17 protein-coding genes are annotated in these 20935 nt (G+C 44.8%); 5 read left to right on the top strand and 12 right to left on the bottom strand.

Annotated elements, in window-relative coordinates:
* The 4 genes from BUB18_RS05640 to BUB18_RS05655 form a co-directional block, all read right to left on the bottom strand.
* Entirely contained in the window at positions 1-1737 is a 1737-nt protein-coding gene (locus BUB18_RS05640) for a hypothetical protein (RefSeq protein ID WP_073078921.1), read from the bottom strand.
* 204 nt (positions 1738-1941) lie between these two features.
* Positions 1942-2721 carry a sterol desaturase family protein gene (locus BUB18_RS05645; RefSeq protein ID WP_073079551.1) on the bottom strand — a complete coding sequence of 260 codons (780 nt, stop codon included), beginning with the start codon at positions 2719-2721 and terminating at the stop codon, positions 1942-1944.
* An 84-nt stretch (positions 2722-2805) separates the two neighbouring features.
* Positions 2806-3417, bottom strand: coding sequence for a Crp/Fnr family transcriptional regulator (locus BUB18_RS05650; protein WP_073078923.1), 612 nt, complete (start codon positions 3415-3417; stop codon positions 2806-2808).
* A gap of 27 nt (positions 3418-3444) precedes the next feature.
* Complete coding sequence (locus BUB18_RS05655) at positions 3445-4722, bottom strand: Na+/H+ antiporter (protein WP_073078924.1); 1278 nt, start codon at positions 4720-4722, stop codon at positions 3445-3447.
* Between the two features lie 162 nt (positions 4723-4884).
* Between BUB18_RS05655 and BUB18_RS05660 the strand changes: the two genes are divergently transcribed.
* The gene (locus BUB18_RS05660) at positions 4885-5307 is read left to right on the top strand and encodes a S41 family peptidase (protein WP_073078926.1); all 423 of its coding nucleotides are present in this window, start codon (positions 4885-4887) and stop codon (positions 5305-5307) included.
* Between the two features lie 175 nt (positions 5308-5482).
* On the opposite strand, the gene BUB18_RS05665 is transcribed toward BUB18_RS05660, so the two are convergent.
* Genes BUB18_RS05665 through BUB18_RS05680 form a run of 4 tightly spaced genes read right to left on the bottom strand, consistent with a single transcriptional unit; the run spans position 5483 to position 12068 of the window.
* Positions 5483-6664 carry a Wadjet anti-phage system protein JetD domain-containing protein gene (locus tag BUB18_RS05665; RefSeq protein WP_073078928.1) on the bottom strand — a complete coding sequence of 394 codons (1182 nt, stop codon included), beginning with the start codon at positions 6662-6664 and terminating at the stop codon, positions 5483-5485.
* Positions 6661-10062 (bottom strand): ATP-binding protein, encoded by a 3402-nt coding sequence (locus tag BUB18_RS05670; RefSeq protein WP_073078929.1) that lies wholly within the window; start codon positions 10060-10062, stop codon positions 6661-6663. Before BUB18_RS05670 ends, BUB18_RS05665 begins: the two co-directional genes overlap by 4 nt.
* Before the next feature lie 8 nt (positions 10063-10070).
* Positions 10071-10637 (bottom strand): DUF4194 domain-containing protein, encoded by a 567-nt coding sequence (locus tag BUB18_RS05675; protein ID WP_073078931.1) that lies wholly within the window; start codon positions 10635-10637, stop codon positions 10071-10073.
* A gap of 6 nt (positions 10638-10643) precedes the next feature.
* On the bottom strand, positions 10644-12068 hold the full coding sequence (locus BUB18_RS05680; RefSeq protein ID WP_073078933.1) for a DUF3375 domain-containing protein: 1425 nt from the start codon (positions 12066-12068) through the stop codon (positions 10644-10646).
* 555 nt (positions 12069-12623) lie between these two features.
* Between BUB18_RS05680 and BUB18_RS05685 the strand changes: the two genes are divergently transcribed.
* Positions 12624-13571 (top strand): SDR family NAD(P)-dependent oxidoreductase, encoded by a 948-nt coding sequence (locus tag BUB18_RS05685; protein ID WP_073078934.1) that lies wholly within the window; start codon positions 12624-12626, stop codon positions 13569-13571.
* A gap of 39 nt (positions 13572-13610) precedes the next feature.
* Here BUB18_RS05685 and gap read toward each other — a convergent pair whose 3' ends face one another.
* Entirely contained in the window at positions 13611-14615 is a 1005-nt protein-coding gene (gene gap / locus BUB18_RS05690; protein WP_073078936.1) for a type I glyceraldehyde-3-phosphate dehydrogenase, read from the bottom strand.
* Positions 14616-14806: 191 nt separating this feature from the next.
* On the opposite strand from gap, the gene BUB18_RS05695 reads away from it, so the two are divergent.
* Positions 14807-15304: a hypothetical protein gene (locus BUB18_RS05695; protein WP_073078937.1), complete on the top strand. Its 498-nt coding sequence runs from the start codon at positions 14807-14809 to the stop codon at positions 15302-15304.
* A gap of 271 nt (positions 15305-15575) precedes the next feature.
* Complete coding sequence (locus tag BUB18_RS05700; protein WP_143159845.1) at positions 15576-16997, top strand: zinc metalloprotease; 1422 nt, start codon at positions 15576-15578, stop codon at positions 16995-16997.
* Between the two features lie 64 nt (positions 16998-17061).
* Here BUB18_RS05700 and BUB18_RS05705 read toward each other — a convergent pair whose 3' ends face one another.
* From BUB18_RS05705 to BUB18_RS05715, 3 genes are all read right to left on the bottom strand, one after another.
* Entirely contained in the window at positions 17062-18084 is a 1023-nt protein-coding gene (locus BUB18_RS05705; RefSeq protein WP_073078941.1) for an LLM class flavin-dependent oxidoreductase, read from the bottom strand.
* 37 nt (positions 18085-18121) lie between these two features.
* Entirely contained in the window at positions 18122-18673 is a 552-nt protein-coding gene (locus tag BUB18_RS05710) for a dihydrofolate reductase family protein (RefSeq protein ID WP_083549413.1), read from the bottom strand.
* 88 nt (positions 18674-18761) lie between these two features.
* A complete protein-coding gene (locus tag BUB18_RS05715) occupies positions 18762-19748 on the bottom strand; it encodes a GlxA family transcriptional regulator (RefSeq protein WP_073078945.1) in 987 nt (328 codons plus the stop codon).
* A 206-nt stretch (positions 19749-19954) separates the two neighbouring features.
* On the opposite strand from BUB18_RS05715, the gene BUB18_RS29605 reads away from it, so the two are divergent.
* Complete coding sequence (locus tag BUB18_RS29605; protein ID WP_073078947.1) at positions 19955-20866, top strand: SRPBCC family protein; 912 nt, start codon at positions 19955-19957, stop codon at positions 20864-20866.
* Positions 20867-20935: the final 69 nt, after the last annotated feature.

Consider the following 20935-nt stretch of genomic DNA (forward strand, 5'->3'; position numbering starts at 1 on the left):
TTAAAAGTTATAATTGTATCCCAGCGTGGAAGTCAGCTCCGAAATACTTTTTGCGGAGGTACTGCTGCCCGATCGGTTCAGGCCAGTAATCCCCAGGTTCAGGTTATGCTTTTTCTTTACCGTATATGCGCCGGAAACCCTTGCTGTCATTACCTTTACACCGGAGCTACCGTTGCTGAAATTCCCATTCCACGACACGGTGCCGGACGTACGCAGTTTTTTATTCAGCAGCGTTTTGTTTACACCCAGTGTAGGGCCCAGCGTCATGCTCTGGATATTCATGGCGGAGTTGCGGTTGGCGTTGAAGCCCAGGGTAAACGACATGTTTTTAGGTATCAGCTGCATGCTATAGGCGGTGTTCAGGTTATAGAATACCGTACCGGTGGGCTGTTTTACGCCTCCCTGCAGGTCGCTGCTTTTCATGAACGACACATTACACATCAGCATCTGCGCTTTCTCTTTGGTGCGGGAAATACTGTAGTTCATGCTCACACTGGCGTTACTGGATATCTGTGTATAATTGAGTGTATCCAGGTTCTGGTAGGGCGACACCTGGTTGATATAATCGAAATCGGATTTGATATTTACGAAGGATTGGAAATTGCTGTAGGAGCAATTGATGTTCATTTTCTGGGAGGCCACCCAGGAGAGGTTCAGGGCGCCCACCCAGCGGCTCATCGTGCTTTGCTTGTCTTTTTTCAGGTTGTTATGTTGAACACCGGCATTGAGGCCGCCGGTCACCTTATCTTTCAAAAGCCGGAACTGAAGATTGCCGGTAATATTTTCAAAGTCGTTCGTAAAGTAATAGGCGCCCAGTGTTTTATATTCCGGGGCTACCCATTCGTATCCCATACCCAGTGAGTATTTGTTGGCCGAGTAGGTCATCACTGCCTTATAGGCGGTATACAAGGCGGTGGTACTATTTTTTTGTATTAATCCGAGAGATGGGAATTTCACCTGGTTAGCGGTATCGGACTCCAAACGGGCATCCCTGGTAAGTGCACTCCAGGCTACTTCCGCATTAACGGTTAGCCGGCTAAGCAGCTGTTTGCTTACGTTCACGCCCAGCACCAGGTTTTCCTGCGGCGTTACGTTGTATTGCGGACTGAGCGCGGTGAGGGAGTTGGGATCGTCTTTGCCACGGAAGAGGATCAGGTCTATATTATCTTTTCCTGTACCGTAGCTGGCTTTAAAGCCATAACCCATACGCTTATACGCCGGGATGATTTCGGTGCGGGAAGTATCCGGTGCTACTGCCTGCTGGAGGCGACCGTACATGGCACTGAACTTAAAACGCCCTGCGGGTGCCAGGTCAACCCCTATCCCATTAAACAGGTGGCCACTGAGGGTATAACTGGAAAAGTTCATGCTGGTATAACCGATATGACCGGTAATCCATTTATACGTAGGCGTTAGTCCGTACTGATTAAAAGGCTGACTAAAAGCTACTCTGCCCTGGTTAGTATAGGAAAATGAGAAGGGCACTGCCCATCCGAAGAGGTCAAAGTTGATGTTACCAGTTAAAAAAAAGTTATAGGGCTCTCTCCGTCCTTCCTGCAAGCCTGATGACAGATATCCTACCTGTTCGAGGCCAATTCCGCCGGTCACTTTGATGGGTTTTTCCTTTCCGATGGCATCCAGGCGCTGGGCTTTGGATGTAAGAGGATTAAGCAAAAACAATGCAGATACAAGTGCTACTGTTCTGCAGGCATAGGTATGGTATTTGGGCCGATTCACAAACTTTGTGATTTAGGTGATCGGGATTCTCAATAGGGATAAGGTTAATCTTTTCTACTGCCCACAAAATAGAAATTATTTATATACATTAATATTATTATTCGTACTTGAAAAGTTCGGACGTATAACCAATTGCTTTTCAAAATAAAAAGGTCGGCGCCCTTCGGCACCGACCCATCAATTAAATCGACTTTCAGCAGCATATTAAATGGCAGCTGTTTCCGGAAACCTCCTCGCCTGCACCTTATCATATTCCTTCACATAATCGGGATGCTCTGTACCCATGAGTCGGTCCCATACCCGGAAGTAAAGCCCATAATTCCCTTTAAACTTACTATGATGTAAGTTGTGATGTACGGAAGTATTAAACACTTCAAATGCCCAGGTATGACGGTACCAGCGTGGCATCAGCTCATAGCCCAGGTGGCCGTATACATTGATGATAAATCCGGTGATGGTAAACAGCAGCACCGTCAGCGGATGCAGCGGCATAATAATGGTGATCACCAGCAACACACCACCTTCTACAATGGCTTCCAGCACATGAAAGCTATAGCTCGTCCATGGCGAAGGGTTGGTACTCTGGTGATGCACCAGGTGGGTGCGTTTAAATAATGCAGGATGATGCATGATGCGGTGCATCCAGTAAAAATAGGTATCGTGCACAATCAGTGTAAGTACCAGACTTACCCCGATATACCATATCGGGTAGTCGTTAATGTTAGTATACAGCTGAGTGATATTCCGTACCGGCGTAAGTAGTACGATCACTGAAATAATGGTGAATACCAGGGTGCTGGTCATAGAATACCATACTTCCCGGAGAAAATCCTTTTTGGCGGCCAGCCGCTGCTGGATTTTCCTTTGGCTGTTTTTGCGGGGAAACAACAGGTAAAAAAGAATGAAAGGTATGCCCGCCAGTAAAAAGTACCGGATGACAGAGGTGGTGAAGATTTTAATTGTAGCTGCAATAACTGTTTCCATTTCCGTTGAGATTAGTACCTCAAAAATAGCTACAGTGGCACGCATGCGGGGTTAACAAAGGATAATAAAACAAATTAACAAAGGTTAATTTCCGTCCTCACTTTTGCGGCCCCTGGCATGTAGTCGCTTACGGATACGGCTCAACGAAACGGGCGTTACACCCAGCATAGAAGCAATATATTTATCCGGCACCCGGTTTACCACCCCCCATTTGCTGTCCACCAGCCGCAGGTAGCGCTCTTCGGGCGACAAAAACACAAACCCTTCCAGGCCATCCAGCGCCTCTGCCAGCATCTTCATCAGGAAATAGTTGCGAAGCGGTTCAAACTCGGGATGATCTTTGAGCACCTGCTCCATTTTATCATAATCGATTTCCAGCAAGGTCACGGGCTCCATGGCCCGGTAAATGAAGCGGCTGGGCTGCTGCTGGATAATAGCATCGTGGGAGGCGATCAGCTGCCCTTCCCAGCGGAGGAAGAGCGTGGCCTCGTCGCCACTTGGCTTTTCCTTGTAGGCGCGCATAATTCCTTTTTCAATAAAGGCCAGCTTTCGACTCAGGTCGCCCTCCCGTATATAGACTTCTCCTTCTTCCAGCTTCAGCACCCGGGTAATGATAAAAAGCGGTGCAGTATCCGCCGGCAGCACGCCGCTGAGCTCCTGCAACAGGCCTTGTAAAATATTTATTGAAAAAGACATTTATAAAATTTGACAGCAAGATAAAAACTATTTCGCGGAATGATGCTCCGCCCCTGCCGGCTGCTGGCGGGTGAGCGTACGGATTAGCCAAGGCAGTGAAAGGCCCTGGCCAATCAGAGAAATCAGCACAGCCACTACGGAAATAAAAATGATGATGTCCCGCTGCGGAAACGGTGCGCCTCCTTCCAACGTTTTAGGTAAACCTATTGCAATGGCAAGCGACACAATACCACGCATCCCTGCCCAGGAGATGATCAGGCTGGTTTTATAATCCAGCAGGGCATTTGCACTTACCCGCTTATCCTTACGCCGGAATGCCCGCTGCAAGGAGCCCTTCTGCATAAACACCCGTATCATTCTCACTACTAATGCCACTATATTTACCAGGAAAGCATAGCCTACATACAGCCACACTTTATCCGGTTCAATGTTTTTCAGTACATACGGAAACTCCAGGCCTATCAGGATAAAGATGAGACCATTGAGCATAAAAATGATGATGTCCCAGATGGATTTGGACTGTAGTTTAATACTGTCAGGAAATACTTTTTTACTGAAGCGGGAAATGCCCAGCCCCAGCATCACCACCGCTATCACACCGGAAACATGCAGCTCTTCTGCCAGCAGATAAGTGATGAAAGGCATAATCAGCATAAAACTGATGGTGACCATATCATTGCCTTTCACACGGGTAAGGATAAACGCCAGCAACTTGGCCATCACAAAGCCTATCAGGGCGCCACCTCCCATAAGCAGGAAAAACTGCAATAAGGCATGCCAGAAAACAAAGGCCGTTCCCGTAACTGCCGCCAGTGAAAAGCGAAAAGCTACCAACGCGGACGCGTCGTTTACCAGGCTTTCTCCTTCCAGTATTGTCAGGGTTTTATGGGAGAGATGTAAGCCCTTCGTAATACTGGTGGCCGCCACCGCATCCGTTGCCGACAGGATGGCCCCCAGGGTAAACGACATGGCCCACGTCATGCCGGGGATCAGGAAATGCGCCAGTACCGCAATACAGCAGGCAGTTAAAAACACCAGCCCTATGGCCAGGGTGCCAATAGTGTTGATGTTGGTTCGGAAGTCGGGAAAAGAAATATTGAACGCAGCATCGTACAATAACGGAGGTAAAAATATCAGGAAGATAATTTCGGGGTTCAGCGCGATCTCTGGTAAGCTGGGGATAAAGCCAATGGCGATACCGGCCACAATCAACATCACCGGGTAAGGTAATTTTATTCTGCCTGCAAATGCGGACAAACCAATCATGACTGCTAACAGAAATAGTACGATGCTGTAGTTCTCCATGGAATAAAGATAGCTAATTTATCCTGTGCCTTCGGCACAGGAGGATGGGGGGACTGGCGCCCCATCGGCCCCCCGAGAGCAATGAGTGGTGACACCGAGGGCGTCACCACTCATTCAAAGTTTAACTTGCAAATCCTATTCACTAATGAAGACTCCAAAAAAATGTTCAAAAAGTTTTATGATACCCTGAGTGCACACCCGGGCGAGTTTGTCAACCTGTTCGGGAAAGATGTAGGCATCACCAAACGGGATACCGTATACGCCTATCCGAAAAGAGTAGGCATCATCATACACGCCAAAAATGGCAGCACCACAGAACAATTCCTGATGGCCGCCAAACAAAGCCAGAAGGTAAAATTCTTTGGTCGCACTACTCATGGTATGCTCGATATTTCCAATGTGCACATTGTACCATCACCCTGCAAGGATTTTGAACTGTACTATGGCCTGTCCAGAAGCATGCGTATTCCTGATTTCGCGATTGATGACATTGGCCTGCAACCGGATTATTTTATTGACCGGACGGTGAAGGATGATCAGTGGGTGAGGTTTGTGAGCGAAACGCTGAATGGTAGGAAGAAATAATAGTGACAGTGCGTTCCAAACCTTGTGGTTAAGACAGTGCCGTACTATAGATAAATAGGGGAGAGATAAACGCCGCGGCGCTTACATCTCCCCTAATAATTTACAGCAACAACTCCAATTGGATGCAAATGCACATCAACGGCTAAATTCTCAGTCCATAGCCATAATAGCAGGCTTACTTACTCTCCTCGACATTCAATAGCCTGAATAAGTATTCATCTACATAAGACTGCAGGATTTTCTCCTGTTCTAACCGGTTTTTTAAGGGATCAGCTTTTAATTCACTATATAGTAGGCCTTCTTCAGCAGTAAGGCCCTGCAGTTTAACCGCAGGATTCCGTTTACCTTCCACTATATAATGTGCGAATGCTTCATAGGTAGCTTTATCCATCATAACACTTTGAACATTAGAATGATACGATCTTAATTGATGTAAAATCTGAAAACCATGCTCATCGATATCTCCCCAATAAAGTATACGCAATCCTTGCATCCAGGGTACACTTTTGACTGTAGATATATTAAAACCACCACCCACCCAAACTGCCATAGTATCGGGTAATGCCGGCAACGTCAGAAAATTCATCTTGTTTTCTGTCATAATAATATTCCTGGCCCTAAACACAGTTGCTTGAAAAGAAGATAGTGGAATACTAAGGTCCCTGAAGATTCCGGGATTATCAGACTCATTTCCTAATAACCTCATTCGTACCAATGGTTCATCCTCTCTCATAAAAAAACGTGAGGAAAAATTTTTCTGTTGGTGGTCCCTGATATGCTGTGGTATAAGAAAATTCAGTAATGAAGTAATGAGTGTAGCATGCTGCTCGATAAACTTCGTATGTACTTTTATTGGTAATTGGCGAATATATAAATTAGGCCTTGGGTTTTCGAGGAAGTACTTACAAACGATTAAGATTTCCGTCCAGTTGACTGCGGATTTAGTAATCGAAAGCGGATTTTCGTACATCCATTGTTCCAATTCAGGTACTTCCTCCTTTATTATAGCGCAATTACAAACGAAGCATTCCCACTCCGCCTGTTTGCCAGTAAATGCCAGGTAGTCTTCCAGGGTTTCAAAGCTGACATAATCTGGCATCGTCAATGTACCTGCACGCCGGTAATTGCGATCATAGGTAACTACAGTATACCCCAAAACTTTATACTTCTTAGAGTGCTTAAACAGGAGCTCCATCTCTTCCCTCACTGTTTGATGTTCTGCTATTATCGCGTCAGGATTTACCTTTCCTATTTTGGTAATGTGCTGAGGAAAAAATGAGTCACCTGATAAATGACTTTTTAATAATGGCACCCACCATTTTAAGGCTTGATCTTTAACTTTTTCAGGGCTAATCACTGTGCTAATTTTTGTTTAAATATATTATTTCGTTTCAATTTTTCTATAGCGTATTCAGACTTTGTAAAATTATTAACCTGTGAATTATTCCCTTCCCGATTGCTTACGAAATGAAAAGAATTTACATGCCCTTCAATAATATGGATTTTCTGAAGTGGCGTTACTATGAGCAATTGTAAATTCAGTTTTTGAAAAAGCTCCAGGCCATACCTGGTACTATCGTCACTACCACGGCCAAAGGCTTCGTCAATTACAACAAACCTGAAGCTGCGGCTTTTGGATTCCCCAAATTGAAGACCAAATTGATATGCCAGTGCACTCGCCAGAATGGTATATGCTAACTTTTCTTTCTGTCCTCCACTTTTCCCCCCGGACCCTTCATAAAACTCCTTCTCTGTATCATCAGCTCTAAATCGTTCGCTTGCATTAAACTCAAACCATTGGCGTACATCAGTTACTGAGTTTGTCCACTCTTTGTCCAGATTCTCCATACTTGCAAACCGGTCAAGAATACGCTTTACCTGCTCATATTTCTCTTCCGTATATAAATCTTCAATATCAAAAGCGTGCAAATAGCACTTCTTAAGCTCTTCCCGAAATAACCGAATTTCCTTATTTACTGACTGATCCATCAGTATGGTAATGTAGGTATCCTGTACTGCATTATAGACGATTTCGTGCAGGTGTTGATTGATGGTTCTAATTTTCTCCTTGATATCTTTTTCATGCTTTTGCAGCTGGTTATCAAAAACAGCAATACTATTGATTACATTCTTATTCAACTCTTCCTTGAAGCGCTGTTCATGCCTTTTCAGGTCTTCTCCGGCCAACTGTTCAAACTTCTTCATATACTCATGGCGGGCTTCAATATTTTCGGCAATTTCACTATATTCGGCCTTAGAATGCTCTTTTATTTGCCGCATTCTTTTTTCAATATTTGTTTGATAGGCTCCTTTGCTGCTATTTAGCTTTCTCAATTCTCCGCCTTCTCCCTGGTATTGCTTTCTGAATTCATCTTTCTTCTGATCTATATTCTTAATCGTGAGTTTTACGTCAGCCATTTTAGCATCCAGTAAAGGGTACCATTTAAGTTTATCGCTATCCAAAACACCATTCAGGTCTGCAAGCGCCTGTTGCCTGCTTTCCGAATGCATTTGAATTGATTTTTTAAATCCTCCAATCGCTTCAAGGCATTGTTTTACATTATCTTTACACTGGCGAATGCCATCCTCCACTTTTGCCTTCGCTATTTGAAGTTGGGCAAGTATGTCATTGTTTTCTGATAGCATCAGATATTCCTGTTTTAGCTCCTGTATGATCCGTACATGCTTTTTCCAGTCAATACTGTCATAGTCTTTTATTCTTAGGATACGGTCGGCTGCTAACTTCGAATTATTATTATCTTCCTGTTGCTTTTCTATACCCTTTAGTTCCACCTGGAGATTATGAATATTATCTTCCAATTGTTGTACAGACCATTGCAGGGTTTTAATTTTCTCAGTATTGCTCCAGCCAAGAACATAATTTCGTTTATCCTCCAGCTTACGGCGATCATCTTTGGTATGCCTGATTCGTCCACTTTTTATTAATCCCTGCGGGGTAATACCGAAAGGCACGTGCTGTAATCCTAAGGTATCCGTACAAATATAATCCCCGAAAGTCCTGCTCAAATAGGCATCCAACCAGGTATACATGGCAGAATCGGGCTTGATATCCAGTTTATATACTACACTATCTTGATCCAATTCTTTATTAACACGGGGAAGCTGTTGAAGATTGGTATCTAAAAAGGTTAATTTTATACCTCTTCCATCAGCTCCTTTTAGTGGGTTGTTATTGATATAATGACTTACACTTTTATAATGTTCCGCAGGCACTAACAAGCTGATTCCCAAATCATGCATCAATCGTTCCACAGCCCCCTCCCATTTCTGTTCTTCTTCATTTACCTGCAGGAGTTCTCCTGCAAAAGGCAATTCTTCTTCCGGTATTCGTAAATCCGTGCAAAGCTGTATCCTGAATGCTACCAGCCATGCCGGCACCTGCGTTTTGCGTGCCTGGAGAGATTGCAATTCTTGTTTTTCGAGACTGAGTTCCGACTCCAATTTTCGCACCTCTGAAATAGTAACATCTCGTTTCTCCCTTAACAGGATATCTTTTTGCTTTGAACCCTCCAATAAGGCTAAAGCTTTTTGAAAATTTCGCTGATAATCAGTAATATTATTGACTTTACCCAATCCGCACGCATTTGCAAGAACGTCATACTCCTCCATATTCTCCAGTTTTTTCGTCTTTTCGCGCTCCTGCTGCTGAGTTTCCTGTTCGATTTGTGCGAGGCGCCTTCCTCCATTATTTTCAATATCCTGCAAAATAGTGGTGCGTCTATTTTCATAATCTTCCTGCAATTCTATCAACCGCGTATTTTTTTCATTTTCCTGGGCAAGCAATTCCTCTTCTTTCAATATTTCTACCCCCAGCATGGCGTTCTTCTTCTCTGCGAACCATGCGGGCATCAATTCCAGCATAGATTCGATTTCTGCTATATGTTGTAACAATTCGCCATATTCTATACTTTGTTCCGTTAGCGGCTTTAGTATTTGGTATTGCTCTCTCGCATTTACTACGGCAGCGTGGGCCTTGTTTAAGTCGTCAAAACGCTTTAACAGAGCGGATATCTGTTCCTTCACATCTGTTTTTTCGAGCATTTGCTCCCTCACAAACTCGGTCAGGCTGGTAACAGATTTCATGGATACGGTTTGATAAAACAAATCAATTGCCTTATCGCTATTCATGCCAAACAACCGTCGAAAATGCTCACTGTATTGAGTGAAGTTATCATTGAACAATTCTATGCCCTCTATTGCACGCAATTTTTTCTTTAGGTCATTAACATCCAGGAATCCACTGAAATGGTCCTTTATATTTAAGGGAATAGTGGCTATGGCCAGCAATTTATCCACCTTCCCATCTTTTCCAATCCAGAAAAATTGCGCCAGGCTTATAATTTCTGAAAATCCCTCATTTTGAAAACCTCCTATAATTACTGAATAAGTATCGTCTTCCGGCCTCAGGTATATCTTTTTGGCCACCTTCGTTATTTCCTCTTTCTCCTTTTTGTACTCTCCCCGGACATAGCTAAGAAGATTCCGCTCCTTCCCTTCGGCACCTGCAGCCTTATTGAATATAATTTTATTATGCGGCACAAGTAAGCACGTAAGGGCATCCACCAAAGTCGATTTTCCGGAGCCGATATCCCCGGTGAGTAGTGCATTATTTCCATCAGGCTGAATATGCCATCTCACCTTATCAAAAGTCCCCCAGTTCAGCACTTCCAGATATTTAAGCCGGAAACCTGCCTGTGCTGTATTTTCCAACATTGGAGCTATTATGTTTTCCATAGCAGTAATTATTCTTTGGAGCTTTTATTTTGGATATATTCCTGCAAACTCTTCAACGTAGCATCAATTACATCCGCGTTTATAAATCCTTTTATAATCCGGTGCACTTCATAATTATTTTCCTGATCATCCAGTTTTCTTAAAAATCCAATATCGACAATCTTATTGATGGTGGTAACAATCTTTTCCTGTTGTTTTGCCTCATCGTTTACAACCGGTAGAAATACTTTGGTACGGTTCACAATTTCTGCCTCGCTGATAATGGAACGCACCGATCCTCCCTGTGCATCGTGTTCCAGCAAATACTTACGAAGCACTATGCAAATCAGCGTAGTAAAGAAATTAAGCTGTCTTTTCTCTATGAGTTTAGGCAATGTCATAACATCTTCCTCAAATGCTATCTGACGCAAAAACGCAAATCCTTCGCTCTTGTCAATGTATACTTCCAATCCAAGGTGGGTAAAGTACTTTCTTACATCGGATTCATAAGTAATCATGTTTCCCCAAACCTCCTGCTGATGATTGAATACCAGTCCCTTTAACAGTGAGATGAGGCTCAATGAATATTCCTGCATAAAATATTATCGGTTATAAATAATCAATGGTGCACTTAATTTATAGGACGTTTGCTCGGCTGTATTAAATAGTAACAATTCCTCTGTTCTTTCATTATCAATATAATGCCGCGCCTCATTAGCGGCGATTTGGATATACCCTATTACTTCTGCCATTCCTTTTGTAGGTTCAAAAGAACGTAAAACTTCACTTAGAGATACTTGTGATTTTTCCCTCAAACACGTACTAATATTTTGTTTCAGCACTTCCATATCCACATAAAACTGATCAAAAACAGCAGCGGTTACCTCCCCAGGACTTCCATCTTTTACTATGCTGTTTGCGAAGATTACTTTTCTTGGTGGCACAAACAACGGACGCTCCATAGGGAATGATGGTTTAATAATTCCGTCAATGCACATCCATGGAGCCTGCCAGTCCAGCAATTCCTGATGCTCAATTAACAAATGCTCAATATTTTCGATATTTTGAAGAATATGCCTGCTCTCAGCAAGGTTTTTTTGCTCAACAAACTTCCTCAGCTGCTCTACCAAACCGTCATTACTTCTATTCACCTTATCCCCGGCATCTACCAGGTTAAGCTTGATCATATCAACCGTACGCTCCTTCTTTACTTCTATAATGGCCGGTACATCATTTACCCTATCCAGCAATACCTCCAACTCCTCCTGCATCCGCTCACTCATTAAAAACTCCCAGAATGAACGAAAACTTTTCCCCTGGTCGGTATTCCAGAGATAATCCTGTTGCATAAATACATTATCCAGAATTTCCGCTTTACCCTTATTACTTTTGATAATGGTTTGACGGGTATGAACATCCAGCTCCCTGAAATTTTCTTCCACCTGCCGAAAATCTGCTAACAACCGTTTTGCAGTTTCTTCAGCCAGGAAAAAATGTTCCTTAATCTGAGTATCAGAAGGTTTAACAAAATTTCCAAGCTTTATCTGATCAATCTCAGCATCGATCTTTTTTCTTGCTGCTTCCAACTCTTTGATACGTTCATAGGGACCGGCAATCGCGCTTACTATTTGTTGGAGTAATTGAAAAAATTGTAAGAGACGACTATGCGTACCGATAAATTCCGGCTTATTTAAATCATCTAACCATTTCAAAGCATTTTCTGTAGCAGGCGACAACTCATAAACCGGATCATCCGATTTTTCGTAATACCTCCTTAAATAACCTTGTTGTGACCATTTAGTTAGGTAATCCAATGCAGGATTGTCATAATCATCTATTCCTTTTTGTTCAAGCGAATAAATATAATCTGCCAATAAGCTCTGAATTTCCGGTTGGAGATAACTAATCCTGTTTTGTTGCTTAAATGCTAAATGAAAAAAACTGAGCAGTAAGGGAAAGTGCTCTGCCCGTAATAGCTGCAGTGTTTTATCATTACGATAAAGTGCCAAAGCCTTTTCATAATTCATGGCTCTATTTTTTACAATAAAGGGGGTATTACACGCAAACCCAGGGTTTTAAGATAAGGGACATTTTTAGGTTATTTTTTCGAGTTTGGCTGATTTTCATAACTGAATATCCCCATGACAATATTAAAATCAATTTTACCATTTATTCCAACAAAAAACAAATTGCTGTGAACGATTCCTGTAATGATAGCCTTCAACTAGCACCATATGTGTTTTCTCAGGAAAAAATCCTATACCCCGTAAACTTTTCAAGCCATCCTATTGAAACAAAAAGCGGAAAAATCCTGCCGGATTCTCTGCAGACAGTTCCTATTATTGGTTTTCTATTCGAGACGAATATACAGGCACTTGACAAGTATACCTGGTCAGGCATCCTGGCATAAAATACAACCCTTCCTGTTGGTACAGGTATCCCCCTCTGCCTTTACATCTCCCTAAAAAATTATATAGCGAGATGTAAAGGCCGTAAAAAAATACAGAGATAGTAAAGCAAAATTTGCAACTTTGCAGCAGCACTAACAGGGACGACCCAACGTCAATTAAACAAGCCATCTTATGAACCCATTACAACAACCGATCCAGTCCAGGTTTAATGCCAGCAGTACTGCCAGCGAAGTGGCCGCAGGTCATCAGCTGCATGGAAAAAATGTAGTCGTAACAGGCGGCAGTGCCGGCATTGGTTTTGAAATTGTACAAACCCTCTCACGGACAGGGGCCAACGTAGTGGTTGGCGCCAGGAATGCGGCCAAAGCCAACGAAAAGTTAGCCGGCATGCCAAATGTATCATTTATACCGCTGGACCTTGCTGATCCCGCGTCTGTAGATGCTTTTGCCCATCAGTACCTGGCCACGCAGCAGCCGCTTCATTTCCTGTTCAATAATGCCGGTGTCTTTTTTCCGCCGGAGCGTAAAAAAGATATGCGGGGATATGAATTGCAATTTGGCGCTAATCACCTGGGGCATTTTCAGCTTACCGGGCTACTCTGGCCGGCGCTTAAAAATGCGGGTGGAGCGAAGGTCATCAGTCATTCTTCCGTTGGCCACCGCCGCATGGGATTACAACTGGATGATCCGAATTTTGAGCAGCATCCCTATGATCCGATGAAAGCCTATGCACAGTCAAAAACAGCAAATGCGTTGTTTGCCGTGCATTTAAATAGGCTGGGGCAATCCCACCGGGTAAGTGCGTATTCCGTGCATCCCGGCGCCATCCTAACGGATGTGGTGCTGAATTTAACGGACGAGGAGCTGGAAGCCTGGAAGCAGCGGGTAAAAACCTTTAAATCAGCCGCGCAGGGTGCTGCCACCGCTGTGTGGTGTGCGCTTGGTGACGAGCTGAATGGGATTGGTGGGGTATACTGTGAGGATTGTAATATTGCACCGTTTGTGCCTGATGATCCTACTATTGTATATGGCGTGAGAGCGTATGCCGCGGATGCAGCCAGTGCGGCTGAGCTGTGGCAGTTCAGTGAAAATGCGACCGGGATAAAATGGCCATCCTGATATAAATGAAAAGATCCGCCTGACGCGGATCTTTTTTTATTACTTATGTTTCAGTGCAGCAATTCGTTCCACCAGGTCAGCCAAGCGGTTCGAGTAGCCGTACTCGTTATCGTACCAGCCTACTACTTTTACCAGGTCCCCTACGATGGAGGTCAGTAAAGCATCAAAAGTGCAGGAATAAGGATTGTCCACGATATCGATTGATACAATCGGATGCTCCGTATACTTCAGGATATTTTTCATGGGGCCTTCGGCGGCTTCCCTGAACTTCGCATTAATTTCCGCCACGCTGGCCGGCTGCTGCTTTAAAATGCAGGTAAAGTCGGTGAGGGAACCATTCAACACTGGCACTCGTATACCAGCGCCCCCCATTCTGCCTTCCAGGTGTGGGAAGATGGAGGTGATCGCCTTAGCGGCACCGGTAGAGGTAGGGATAATGGAAGCGGCGGCGGCGCGTGCCCTGCGGAGGTCGCGGTGAGGGGCATCATGCAGGTTCTGGTCGCCGGTCATGGAGTGCACTGTAGTAATATAGCCGTCCACGATACCCCAGTTATCATCCAGTACTTTCACCATTGGTGCCACGTTGTTGGTGGTGCAGGAGGCATTGGATAATACCGGTGCGGTAAGGTCTATCAGCTGATCATTAACTCCCAGCACTACGGTTGGGATGTCCTTATCAGACGATGGGGCAGACACAATTACCTGTTTGGCTCCTGCCTGCAGGTGCAGCTCTGCGGATGCCCTGTTAGTAAATTTGCCGGTGGATTCAATCACCAGGTCCACTCCCAGCGCTCCCCATGGGAGTTGCAGCGGGTCACGCTCTGACAACAGGCGGATGGGCTTTCCGTCGATCACCATGGTATTGCCCGTGATGTTCACTTCTCCTTTAAACGGGCCATGTACGGAGTCGTACATATAAAGATGCGCCATGGTGGCGGCATCAGCCAGGTCATTAATGGCAACCACTTCTATACCCGGCCTTTCCAGGGCCATCCGTAAGAATATCCTGCCGATACGTCCAAAACCGTTGATAGCTATCCTCATGTTGATATTGTTGTAAACTGCAAAATTATCTGAAAAGGAAACGCTAGCAAAATCATTATCAGGGCCTTAGCGGCTACAATGGCCATAGCGTTCACAGGCATCCTATTACATTTTTTTGTTAACGATTTGTAAATTCCTGGTACCACCTGCGTCATTTTACCCTCATACCATTAAAATCATAAGTAGGAGATATGAGAAAACTACTATTAGCTTTCGCTACCTGCCTGGTAATCAATCAAGCACAGGCTCAGATCAAAGAAGTAACCGTGAGCACCGGCCGTTACGACATGGATAATTCCTCCCGCGCCAAGATTGCGCTGCTTTCCGTAGGATGGGAAACATGGGCACTTAACAAGTTCAACCCGATTGGTAAAGCATCCGACATCGACAACTGGGATTTAAACGGTATGAAAAAAAATGTCCTGAAGCTGGAATGTACCACTAAGGACTGCCTGGATAGCATGCAGTTAAACATGCTTTATACCCAATTCAATTTTTCTGAGCCCATGAAAGAGGGAGGAAAATTTGATGTGGATATAAAAGTGGTTTTTGAAGACTCCACCGGTGTCACCAAAACACTGAAACGCTCCATGGAAGTACATGTACCAAAAAATTCCCTGACCGCCATGTTAAGCTGGGTATGGGAAGAACCCCAGGAGGTGAAAGAAAGGAAAAAAAAGAAGGAATAAGCAACTGCGCATCACTACATCTCTCCAAAAAAATAAAAAGCCTGCGGAATAATTCCGGGGCTTTTACCATTTGATGGTGTATCCCGTTTTTATCAAAAAAGGGATAAAAATTATTCAGGATAAGTTTTTTGCACTGATAAGCGAATACAACGTTCGAGGTATTACCCCTATTAGCACAGCCACAGAGAGTTACATAAACAACATCTTCTCATATTATTTAAGTAATATAATTATAAAGACAGTAATTTAGCTCCCTATTAAATCATATGTTATGATAAAGATTCCTGCGTCGATGAAGGTTTTATCGGCTGCCCTGTTACCTTTACTTGTTTATTCCTGCGCTACTACCGACAATGCGCCCGAACCCGCTCCTAAACCTCCTGTGTATGAGATTCCTAAAACACATCAGGATACATTAGCATTTATTTATTCGAGAACATTAGGTCTGGATTCCACCGCAGTAAAATCGATGGACGCCAATAACTTCCTGGTAGATGGCGACATGGTTATGGCCAAGTCCACCCTCACCGAGATGTTCACTTCCTTCCCGGTGGTAGAAGCAAAAGACTCTACCAAGTCCATCAAAAGCCCATATGTACTGAACAATTACCGCGTTTTCAAAATCGGTATAAATCCTGGTCAGATGGCTACTGGTGTGGAAAGTGCTTTATACAGTGCTATTGGTTACTGGAACGGCATTTTAATTCAGCACGGTGCGGAGTTTAACTTCATGGCTTATTCCGATCCGGCACCAAGTGACATCATGTTCTATACATCCGCATATCCAAACATGGATGTACCTTTCCTGGTAACGCTGCCAGGCACTAACGGCCTTCCGGGTGCTGCCATCACATTAAACAGCAGCTACCTGCAGGCGCATAATGTTACCAGAGAACAACTGGTAAGCGCAATGGTGCATGCCTTAGGTCATATACTTGGTTTACAGCATAGCGACAGAAAGAAAACAGCTTATTACGATGCTGGTAACATCGGCGATTCTTCCTCAGTAATGCATTCCAATTTCCCTAAAGGTCCACATACAAAAATGTTCTCCAAAGGAGATACTGCTATGGTGAAACGCCTGTTCCCTGCGCCTAACTGGCCAGTTCAGTCTGCAGGTAATATTTCAGACCTGGCAGGTATTGAAATAACAGCAGGTAACGCAGTGCTTTACTACACCAAAAGCGGTAAAGTAGTAAGAGGGTCCTGGAATAATGCAGTGGGTCCAACCACTACCTATGCAGGCCGCACAGAAGCTCCTATCACTGACATTGTGGAGATTTCAATGACTACTGCCAACAGATTCTATGCATACTTCTCCAATGGCTACTATATGGATGGTGAGATGTATAAATTGGGCAACAACCCTGTTGGTGGCTACAATCAGGCAATCCCTGCTCCTGGGCAGTCCCTGTCTACTTTTATTGGCACCACTGTTAAGAGAGAGAATAATGATCACCTTTACTGGTATAATGATGGTACCTATTCCGTAGGCCGCAGCAATGAATGGGCTAAATACTCTTACGGTAATACGTATACTGTACCTGCCGGTAAAAAATTCACTGATATCAAAGCCGTTGGTACTGATGATGAAGGAAGGTACTACTTCTGGTACAAGGATAACACCGTATCAAGAAGTAATAACCTGAATCACAGCAACCCTGAAGGGCCTGTAGCAGTAAAAATGAACTAATTTTTATAGGGAGATATAAAAGTCCCGGTAGCCAAAAGCTACCGGGACTTTTTCGTTATAATATTTATCGCCAGCCCAATCCTGGAGCTACGTGTTCCAGGATTGCCGACAGTACATGTATGTTATACTCCACCCCTAAGGTGTTGGGTATGGTCAGCAGGATGGTATCTGCTTCCTGAATGGCTTCATCGGCAGCCAGTTCCCTGATGAGTTGATCAGGTTCAGCGGCGTAGCTTCTGCCGAAGATGGCGCGCTTATCATGTTCTATCATGCCGATCTTATCCACCCGATTGCCCTCCTGGCCAAAGTAATATCGATCCTGTTCATTTACCAGCGCAAAAATGGATCTGCTCACGGATACTCTTGGTTCGCGCTGATGTCCGGCCTTTTTCCATGCGTCTTTATACAGTCTGATCTGTTCGGCTTGCTGAATGTGGAAAGGCTTTCCACTTTCATCATATTTAAGGGTAGAACTTTGGAGGTACATCCCGTTTTCGGCTGCCCAAACAGCGGTGGCATTACTAGCAGCACCCCACCAGATCCGTTCCCGTAGTCCTTCCGAATAGGGTTCCAGGCGTAAGAGGCCTGGTGGATTCGGAAACATGGGATTAGGATTAGGCTGCGCAAAACCAACACCTTTTAATTTGTCCAGGAACTCCAGTGCTTTGCGGCGTCCCATATCCGCATCAGTTTCGCCGGCCGCCGGCTCGTAGCCGAAATAGCGCCACCCGTCGATTACCTGTTCCGGTGATCCTCTGCTGATACCCAATTGTAGTCTCCCTTCCGAAATCAAATCTGCAGCACCGGCATCTTCTACCATATACAGCGGATTTTCATACCGCATGTCGATAACGCCAGTCCCGATCTCTATCTTACTTGTTTTAGCTCCAATGGCCGAAAGCAAGGGAAAGGGCGATCCCAGCTGTGCTGCAAAATGATGTACACGGAAATAGGCACCATCTAAACCAATTTCTTCCGCGGCCACGGCCAGGTCGATAGACTGAAGCAGCGTGTCGCTGGCGGAGCGGGTTTTATAGGCCGGGTGGTTAGCCCAGTGCCCAAATGATAAAAATCCTATTTTCTTCATAGCTCATCTTTCGTACTGAAAGGTAACGCTATTTTTGTCACTGTTGCAGGTAGTGCAAAGCAATGCTTCCTGACGGGAATGTCCGGGTATCCGCTAGTTTTAGTGACTGCTGCTGTTGCAGGATGGTACCATCTAACAACCGCCTTCCCTGCCCTGCAAGGACAGGGTGAACGAGGAAATAAAATTCATCCACCAGCCCCAGTTTGATCAATTCTCCCGGCAGCTCTACCCCACCAATCGAAATGTTCTTTCCCGGCGCCTGTTTGAGTTGCATTATTTCTTCAGCGAGGTTGGTGCGAATTACCCGTGGATTGCCAGGAAAGCTGTTTGACGAACGGGAACAAACAATTTTTTCAATGGAATCGAAAACCCGGGCAAATTCATTTGCTACTTTGTTTTCTGTTGGGTTTTGAGCTACCTCCGGCCAGTAAGGCACCATCAGCTCATACGTTTTACGACCGTAGATGATCAGGTCCGCCTCCCGGAGCAGGTCCGTGAAGTAGATATGCATTTCATCGCTTCCACTCATTTGGGTGTGGTCGCAACAGCCATCGGCGGTAAGGTTGATACCGTATATTATTTTTCGCATCGGATGAGTTTTACCATGCAAAGGTAAGACAATGCCACCGCCGGGGCGGGGTGATCTGCGACAAATAAGGGGGTAAATAGGCGATTAGCTAGTCATTGGCCAATGCCTCCTTATTGTACCGGTTACGGTATTCCAGCGGGGACATCCCTGTAATCCTACGAAACACCTCCCGGAAGGCTTTGATGTCGGCATAACCCACCTCATACATCACCTCATTGATGGTTTTTCTGGTGGTTTCAAAGGCACGTTTGGCTGTTTCAATTTTTAGCCGCTGGAAATATTCAAGCGGGGTATTACCGGTAGCTTTAATGAACCGTCGGTCAAAGTTACGGCGTCCGACAGCGAACTTTGCGGAAAGCTGCTCAAAGGAAATCTTCTCCCCCATCTTTTCCTCTATGTACGACTGGGCGGCCCTTACCATATCATCTCCGTGCTCTTTCTGCCCGTTAAAAATCATGAAGGCCGACTGACTGTGGCGGTCCATTTCAATCTGGAAGACTTTGGAACAATAGATGGCCACCTGCCTGTCGAAATACTTTTCGACCAGGTAAAGTATCAGGTTGAGGAACGAGTAGGCGCCACCGTTAGTATAAATGCCGTTTTCTTCCGTGATAAGTTTATCTGACTGCACGTGTATGTTTGGGAAACGCTTCCTGAATTCGTCCGCCGCAGCCCAGTGGGTGGAGCAGGATCTTCCTTCCAGGATACCTGCTGCCGCTAAGAGGAATGCCCCGGTGCAGATGCTTGCAATTTCGGCGCCTTTCTGGTACTGCGTGCTTAGCCATTGGATGATCACCTTGTTTTGTGAGATAGCTGCATCATAAGCATGATTCAGTGAAGGAACGATAATCAGGTCCGTCTTTTTTACTTTGGTAATGGAGGTATGCGGTTTTACGCTGAAAAGGCCGCCATAGAACTCAGTGGTGGGTGAAGTTCCTGCCAGCTCGATTCTGAAGAGAGCTTTGCCATGGTGTTCCTGCCAGTAGGCATTGGCACGTGAAAATATTTTGTAAGCACCTACTATACTGCTGAGGTTGTTCTCTCCACCGGGAACAACAATAGTCAGATGTTTCATTGCCTGTTTTATACAAATATACGCTTTCAAAATGTCCAAATCAACCCACCAAATGGTCCATATCGCCCTCTTTAAATTCAGCAGAAGACGGTAGCTTTACATCAGGAAACAACCCGTTATTCATTGCTGCCACTTTCGCTGCTTATTACCCCGGCAGTTAGCGGGTGCATTAGATTACAGCCAGCAAAAATTCAAAAAGTCATACTATGAAAGCGCAAGATTTCACGACCTCCTTCCTGGTTAAACAGTCGCCGGAACAAGTATTCAAGGCGGTGAATAATGTCCGTGGCTGGTGGTCGGAACAAATTGAAGGCCGGACCGATGCCTTAAACGAAGTTTTCGATTATCATTACCAGGATGTACACCGTTGCAGGATGAGAATTATTGAGTTCGTTCCTAACCAGAAGGTGGTTTGGCTGGTGGAAGAGAATTATTTCAATTTCACCCAGGACAAAACTGAATGGAATAACACCAGGATCAGCTTTGAGATAAAGCAGAAAGGGGATCAGACAGCACTCCTATTTACGCACATAGGCCTGGTACCCGATTACGAATGTTATAATATTTGTTCGGATGCCTGGGGCACGTACATCACCCAAAGTTTGAAATCCCTGATTGAAACGGGCAAAGGCAATCCGAATCCTTACCAGGTGGAAATCGACCATGCAGAAAACCCAAAAAATGGTGCAGCGCATTATAGCGTTAGTTTTCTCCTCGATCGTGCACCGGCCACGGTGTACCAGGCTGTTACGGAGGTCAACAAATGGTGGAACACCGGACTTACAGGCACTTCCACTGCCACGGGCGATGAGTTTGAAGTTACCTTTGGAGATGTGCATTACACTAAGCACAAGGTGGTGGAGGCAGTACCTTTTAAACGCATTGTGTGGCTGGTAACTGACAGTAAGCATACGTTCGTACAGGATCAGCAGGAATGGACCGGCACAAAGAACATCTTTGAGATTAATCCTGAAGCCGGCAAAACCCGCCTGACGTTTACCCACCTGGGGCTGCAGCCAACGCTGGAATGTTTTACAGATTGTTCCAACGGCTGGAACCAGTTTATCCAGGGAAGCCTGCTGCCGTACATATTGGATGGCAAAGGGAAACCGTTTTGAGAATGAAGTTATTTGATAGGTAAATGGTCAGACAGTCTGCGGAGGCTGTCTGGCCATTTTTATTGTAAA

Origin of the sequence: Chitinophaga jiangningensis, assembly GCF_900142605.1 — a bacterium.
Classification (GTDB): domain Bacteria; phylum Bacteroidota; class Bacteroidia; order Chitinophagales; family Chitinophagaceae; genus Chitinophaga; species Chitinophaga jiangningensis.